Annotated in this window: 4 protein-coding genes; all 4 read right to left on the bottom strand. The window is 72.1% G+C overall.

Going from position 1 to position 7083, the window contains the following annotated elements:
* Positions 1-138 precede the first annotated feature (138 nt).
* Positions 139-1491, bottom strand: coding sequence for an ABC transporter ATP-binding protein (locus tag ACFWGJ_RS19790; protein WP_387326056.1), 1353 nt, complete (start codon positions 1489-1491; stop codon positions 139-141).
* 177 nt (positions 1492-1668) lie between these two features.
* Positions 1669-2970 (bottom strand): MFS transporter, encoded by a 1302-nt coding sequence (locus ACFWGJ_RS19785; RefSeq protein WP_387326054.1) that lies wholly within the window; start codon positions 2968-2970, stop codon positions 1669-1671.
* A gap of 82 nt (positions 2971-3052) precedes the next feature.
* Entirely contained in the window at positions 3053-4555 is a 1503-nt protein-coding gene (locus ACFWGJ_RS19780) for a CitMHS family transporter (protein ID WP_387326052.1), read from the bottom strand.
* Between the two features lie 132 nt (positions 4556-4687).
* Positions 4688-6943, bottom strand: coding sequence for a molybdopterin oxidoreductase family protein (locus tag ACFWGJ_RS19775; RefSeq protein WP_387326049.1), 2256 nt, complete (start codon positions 6941-6943; stop codon positions 4688-4690).
* Between the last annotated feature and the right edge of the window lie 140 nt (positions 6944-7083).

Genomic DNA, 7083 nt, shown 5'->3' with positions numbered 1-7083 from the left:
TAGGGGCGCGGGGAACTGCGCGGCCAGCCACAACGGACCCGCAGACGACAACGCACGTCAACCCCCACCCACCCCAGGGGCGCGGGGAACTGCGCGACTAGCCACGACGGGCCCGCACCCGACGGCGAGTCTCATGGGTCAAGTCTCCAGGTCGGGGAGTCGGGACGGGGCCGGGGAGATGCGTACTCCGTCGTGGTCGAAGACGAACAGGTGCGCGAGATCCACGAGCAGCGGCACCTGCATCCCAGGCCGCAGCGCATGATCCGGCGTCGTACGCACGATCAGATCCCCCGGCACCCGCGCGTCCGCCTCCGCCTCCGCCGCCACCGGCCCCGCCCCGACGTCCGCCGCATGTTCCAGCACCACGACGGGCCCGGCCCGCAACGCCCCCGCGGCCCGCCCCCGCAGCCGGTCGAGCACACCGCCCTCCCGGCGCCGTCGCCCACCCGCGCGAGCCACCGGCCGCGGCGCCTCCAGGTCCGGTACGAGCGCGGGCTGCGAGCCGGTGTTGAGGTGGACCAGCACCTCGTGCCCCTGGAACTCCACGTGCTCGACGAGCCCGCTGATCGCCACCTCCCCGGGCCGGGCCCGCGTGGGCCGGGCGAGGCGGACGGCCTCGGAGCGCAGCCCCACGATGACCTCGCGCCCCTGCTGCACCCGGAGCAGCCGGTGGTCCGGGGTCAGCGGTTCGGGCAGGACCAGCGACTGGCGGCCGAGGCCGATCGACATCGCCCCGTCGAGCGGGGCGAGGACGACACCCCGCAGGAGGTTGATCCTGGGGGTGCCGATGAAGGCGGCGACGAAGACGTTCTCCGGGAGGGCGTAGACCGTGCGCGGTGTCCCGAGCTGCTGGAGCACGCCACCGCGCAGCACGGCCACCCGGTCCCCGAGCGACATCGCCTCCGCCTGGTCGTGGGTGACGTACAGCGTGGTGACGTCCAGATCCCGGGTGAGCCGGGCGATCTCCGCCCGCAGATGGCTGCGGAGCTTGGCGTCCAGGTTGGCCAGCGGCTCGTCCATCAGGAAGGCGGAGGGGTGCCGGGCGATCGCCCGGCCCATGGCCACGCGCTGGCGTTCTCCGCCGGACAGCTGGTGGGGGAATCGGTCCAGGAGGTCCTCGATGCCGAGCATCCGGGCCGTGGCCTCGACCCGCGGGGACGGATCCCGGCCGGGTTCCTCGATGCGCAGGGGGAAGCCGATGTTCGCGCGGCTGCTCATGGTCGGGTAGAGCGCGTAGTTCTGGAAGACCATCGCCATGTGCCGCTCGGCGGGCGCGAGATGGTTGGCGTACTCCCCGTCGAGCCGCACCTCCCCCTCGGTGGGCTCCTCAAGGCCGGCGATCATGCGAAGCACGGTCGACTTGCCGCAGCCGGAGGGTCCGAGGAGCACCAGGAACTCGCCGGGCTCGATGTCCAGCGACAGCCGCTGCACCACGGGGACGTTCGGCGTGTAGGACTTGCTCACCTGGTGAAGAGAGACGGCACGTGGCATGGGACGTGACCCCCGGGGGCCCACGGGGCACCGATGCTCACGGTGCTCCGCGGCCTGACGGTTCGGACGGCCCGTACGGGTACGTACGAGACCTATGGGTCACGGAAGCTAACGGACCGCGCAGGCCCCGGGGAACCCTTTCAACACCTCGAATTCACCACCTCGAATCGCCGCAACTCAGGCGCCGCCGCGGCCCGTTCGGCGTTTCTCCAGTTCAGGGGAGGGCGCCGATTCGTCCGGGCCCGCGTCCGTTTCGGCTCCAGCGGCTCCAGCGGCTCCAGCGGCTCCAGGGGCTTCAGCGGCTCCGGACGGGCCGGGGCGGCCCTGTCGCAAACCCAGCCCCGAGGCGATCAGCAGCAGCGCCCCGAGCATCACGAACGGCGCGGCCACGCCCGCGACGCCGGCGATCAGGCCCGCGGTGGCGGGCGCGGCGACCTGCCCGAGCCGGTTGCCGGTCAGCCGCAGGGCGAGGGCGGTGGAGCGGGCGTCGTCGGGGGCGGCCTGGACGACCGTGGTCATCGACAGGGGCTGTCCGACGCCCAGGCAGAAGCCGAGCACCGCAAGGATCACGGCGAGCGCCCAGACGGGCACCGGCAGCGCGATCCCGGCGCAGAGCAGGGCCGCCAGCAGACAGGTCGTGGTGAGCAGCGCGGCCCGGCCCAGCAGCCGCAGCATGGGCGTCATCACCAGCCGGCAGGCGATGGTCGCCGCCGCGCGCAGGCTGAGCAGCAGCCCGATCACGGAGGGCGCGATGCCCCGGTGTTCGCCGACCACCGGCAGGTACGCGGTGAGGATGTCCGTCGCGGAGAGCACGGCGAGGCTGATGAAGATGCCCGCGGGCACGCCCCGGGTCCGCAGGATGCGGTGCACGGGCACGCGGTCACCCGGTCCCGTACGGGACATGGACGGCGTACGGTGCTCGATGCGCCACAGGGAGACGAACGAGAACGCGGCGACACCGGCCGCGACCAGCAGGGCGAGGGCGCTGGTGCCCGCCATGTCGGGGCCGCCGATCAGGGCGCCCGCGGCGATCGGTCCGACGAGCTGGCCGAGGGAGGCGCCGATGGTGAAGTGGCCGAAGTTGCGGTCCTGTTCGTGCGGCGCGGACTGGCGGGCCACGAGCGACTGGGCGCCGATCACGAAGGAGAGGTGTCCGAGGCCCATCACCCCGCTCCAGGCCGCCATCGCGGTGAGGGAGTCCGCCGTACCGCTGAGGGCGCAGCCCCCGGCGATGAGGACCACGCCCACGGGGAGCAGCGGGGCGCACCGGCCGTGGTCGGTCCTGCGGCCGAGCGGTACGGCGGCGAGGAGCGGCAGCAGCGCGTACACCCCGGCGATGACGCCGATCGCCCGCTCGTCGGCGCCCAGCGCGAGGGCCCGGTAGGAGACGGCGGGCCGTGCCATGGACACCGCCCCCTGCGCGAAGCTGAAGGCGATGACCAGGCGGAGCAGCCAGCCGCGGTTCCTGCCGGGCCTCATCGTGTCGTTCTCCATCGGATGGGTTCGGCCTGCCGGCCGGGCGTCGGGTGTTTCCGGATACGGGTCCGGGTCCGGACCCGTATCAGATGATGCCGAACAGGATTCCGGATCCGAGCACCACGAGTGACGTGAGGGCGGCCCACTTGACCACGAACTTGGTGTGGTCGCCGAAGTCGACCTTGGCCATGCCGACCAGCACGTACACCGCGGGGACCAGCGGGCTCGACATGTGCAGCGGCTGGCCCACGAGGGAGGCCCGGGCGATCTCCAGCGGCGAGACACCGTGCGCGGCACCGGCCTCGGCGAGGACCGGCAGGACGCCGAAGTAGAAGCCGTCGTTCGACATGAAGTAGGTCAGCGGCAGGCTCAGGGCGCCGGTGACGATCGCCATGTGCGGGCCCATGCCGTCGGGGATGCCGTCGACGAGCCACTTGGCCATGGAGTCGACCATGCCGGTGCCCTGGAGGACGCCGGTGAAGACGGCGGCGGCGAAGACCATGCCGGAGACGTTGAGGACGTTGTCGGCGTGTGCGGCGAGCCGCTCGCGCTGGTCCGGGATGTTCGGGAAGTTGACGGTCAGGGCGAGCGCCGCGGCGAGCAGGAACAGGACCGGGATCGGCAGCAGCTCCATGATCATGGCGGTGAGCAGGACGGCCGTGAGCAGCGCGTTGAACCAGTACAGCTTGGGGCGCAGGGTCGCGCGGTTCGGGTCGAGACCCTGGAGGCGTACGTCCTCCACGTCGTCCTCGTCGGATCCGCCCGCGGAGCCGACCGCCGCGCCGGTGCCGGAACCCGACCCGCCCGCGGTCTTGGTGAAGCGCACCTTGCCGTCACCGGAGCCGCCGGAAGCGCCGGAGGCCCCCGAGACACCCGCTCCCGCACCGACGAGCACCGTCTCGGTCCCGGTCTCCCGCAGCTCCTCCTGCTCCTCGCCCTTCTTCTCCTTCTCCAGGACGTCGGCCAGGCTCAGCACGCCGAGGCGCTTGCGCTCGCGCAGGCCGAGGACGTACGCGAGGCCGATGACGGCGACCAGGCCGACGGCGAGCGCCGGGATCATCGGGACGAAGATGTCGCCGGCGTCGAGCTTGAGCGCGGTGGCGGCGCGGGCCGTCGGACCGCCCCAAGGGAGGGTGTTCATCACGCCGTTGGCGGTCGCGGCGACACCGGTCATCACCACGAGGCTCATCTTGAGGCGCTTGTACAGCGGGTACATCGCCGAGACCGTGATCATGAAGGTGGTCGAGCCGTCGCCGTCCAGGGAGACGATCGCGGCGAGCAGGGCCGTACCGACGACGATGCGCATCGGGTCGGCCTTGCAGAACTTGAGGATGCCCCGGACGACCGGATCGAAGAGGCCGACGTCGATCATGACGCCGAAGTACACGATGGCGAACATGAGCATCGCGGCGGTGGGCGCGAGGGTGCCCACCCCTTCGATGACGTAGTCGCCGAGGTGGGCGCCTTTTCCGACGAACACACAGAACAGTGCCGGGATCAGCACCAGCGCCGCGATCGGCGACATCTTCTTCATCATGATCAGGACCAGGAAGGTCGCGATCATGGTGAAGCCGAGGATGGTCAGCATGAGTGGATACCTAACGTTCGCCCTTGAACTCCCACCAGGGACGGCGGTTCGAGTGACGTTAGGTCGGGCCGACAAGCCTTAACAAGATGTTGACACGAGAGCAATAAGCGCAAAACTCCTGGTCACAGCCGTTCACGGCGTGGGGCCCGCCGGCGCGACATCGATGGGTACGCCGTTGAGGACCGCGGTGCCGGACAGCGGGTCGAGCAGGCTGCCGTCCAGGAGCTGGTTGACGTTGACGCCGGGGTCCGCGGTGGCGTGCCGCAGCCGGGTGCCGGGCCGGTCGTGTCCCCAGCCGTGCGGCAGGCTCACGACCCCGCGCCGTACGGAGTCGGTGACCTCGGCCGGGGCGACGACCTCTCCCCCGGCGCCCTTCACGCGTACGGGCGCCCCGTCGGTGACGCCGAGGCGTTCGGCGTCGTCGGGGTGGATGTGCAGGGTGCAGCGGTTGGTGCCGCCGGTGAGGGCGGGGATGTTGTGCATCCAGCTGTTGTTGGAGCGCAGATGGCGGCGGCCGACCAGGACGAGACCGTCGGGACGCTGCCGCAGGGCGTCCCTGAGCCGCGGGAGGTCGTCGGCGAGGGGTCGCGGCAGCAGTTCGACGCGTCCGCTGCGGGTCTTGAGGGGACCGGGCAGCCGGGACCGGAGCGGTCCGAGGTCGATGCCGTGGGGCGCGGCAAGCAGCTTCGTCAGGTTCAGTCCGTCGGGGCGGGCGCCGAATCCGTCGCCGTACGGGCCCAGGCGCACCATCATGTCGAGGCGGCGCTCGGGGCCGGTGTCGCCGGCGAGGGCGGCGGCGAGTTCATGGGGGTCGCGGCCGTGCACCGGGGAGTGCGCTTCCTTGACGGCCTTGCCCAGGGTCTGGTCGATGACCAGGGCGTCGACGGCGGAGGGGTCGGCTCCGTGCATGCCGGTCGCGGCGAGGACGAGCCGGGCGAGGATCTCCGTCTCGGCCCTCCTGCCAGGTTCCAGGGGGACGGCGGCGCGGGTGTAGCGGACCTGGTTGCGTACGGCGAGGGTGTTGAAGGCGAAGTCGTGGTGCGGGCTCTGCGAGGGCGGGGGCGGCGGCAGTACGACGTGGGCGTGGCGCGAGGTCTCGTTCAGGTACGGGTCGACGCTGACCATGAAGTCGAGCGAGCCGAGGGCCTTGTCGAGGCGGTCGCCGTCGGGGGCGGACAGCACCGGGTTGGCGGCGATGACGACGAGGGCGCGGATCGGCTCACCCTCCTCGGTGGCGGTGTCGATCTCCTCGGCGAGCGCGGCGAGCGGCAGTTCGCCCTTGGCCTCCGGGTGGCCGCTGACGCGGCTGTGCCAGCGGCCGAGCGCGAAGCCGCGGCCGGGTCCCGCGGGGCGCGGTGTGCGGTCGGTGGCGGCCTGCGGGAAGAGGGCGCCGCCGGGCCGGTCGAGGTTGCCGGTGAGGATGTTGAGGACGTCGACCAGCCAGCTGGCGAGGGTGCCGTGCGGGACGGTGCAGCTGCCGATGCGGCCGTACACGGCGGCGGTGGGCGCGGCGGCGAGTTCACGGGCGAGGGCCCGGATGGTCCCGGCGTCGACGTCACATGCTTCGGCAGCGGCCTCAGGCGTGAAGTCCCTTACGGCATCGCGCAGTTCGTCGTATCCCTGAACCATGCCGCTCAGCTCACCGAGGTCGGTGAGCTGCTCCTCGAAGAGGACGTACGCCATGGCCGCGAGGAGCAGGGCGTCGGTGCCGGGGCGGACGGCGACGTGCCGGTCGGCGAGCTTGGCGGTGCGGGTGCGGCGGGGGTCGATGACCGTGAGGGTGCCGCCGCGCGCCCTGAGGGCCTTGAGCTTGCCGGGGAAGTCGGGTGCGGTGCACAGACTCCCGTTGGACTCCAGGGGGTTGGCGCCGATCAGCAGCAGGTGGTCGGTGTGGTCGAGGTCGGGTACGGGGATCGCGTTGGCGTCGCCGTAGAGGAGACCGCCGGAGACGTGCTTGGGCATCTGGTCGACGGTGGACGCGGTGAAGACGCTGTGCGTGCCGAGTCCGGAGAGCAGGACGGCCGGGTAGAGGGCACCGGCCATGGTGTGCACGTTCGGGTTGCCGAGGACGACTCCGGCGGAGTGCGGCCCGTACCGCTCGACGACCGGGCGCAGTCCGGCGGCGACGGCGTCGAAGGCTTCCTCCCAGGTGGCCTCGCGCAGCTCGCCGTCCTTGCGTACGAGGGGGGTGCGCAGGCGGTCCGGGTCCCCGTCGGCGGCCCCGAACGACGCCCCCTTCGGGCAGATGAACCCCTGGCTGAACACGTCGTCGCGGTCCCCGCGCGCGCTCGTCACCCGGGTCCCCTCGATGGTGAGCGTCAGCCCGCAGGTGGCCTCGCAGAGCGGGCAGATGCGCAGGGCTGTACGGGAGCCGGCGGTGGTGGACACGGGTCCTCCGAGGGGATGGCGACAACGATGGCGCTCTGACTCTGACCCTGCCGAGCATACCGACCGGTATGGACGGTGGGGAGGGGGTGCGGGGCGCGGATGTGCACGCGCCCCGGAGCCGGCGGCGGCACGGCCGGGCG

Source organism: Streptomyces sp. NPDC060205, from assembly GCF_042728395.1.
Lineage (GTDB): Bacteria > Actinomycetota > Actinomycetes > Streptomycetales > Streptomycetaceae > Streptomyces.
The sequence above is the reverse complement of the archived record's forward strand: the minus strand, read 5'-3'. Positions and strand labels throughout refer to the sequence as shown.

Coding starts and splice junctions, on each gene's coding strand:
- ACFWGJ_RS19790 (WP_387326056.1), bottom strand. CDS start 1,491: ATGCCACGTGCCGTCTCTCTTCACCAGGTGAGCAAGTCCTACACGCCG.
- ACFWGJ_RS19785 (WP_387326054.1), bottom strand. CDS start 2,970: ATGAGGCCCGGCAGGAACCGCGGCTGGCTGCTCCGCCTGGTCATCGCC.
- ACFWGJ_RS19780 (WP_387326052.1), bottom strand. CDS start 4,555: ATGCTGACCATCCTCGGCTTCACCATGATCGCGACCTTCCTGGTCCTG.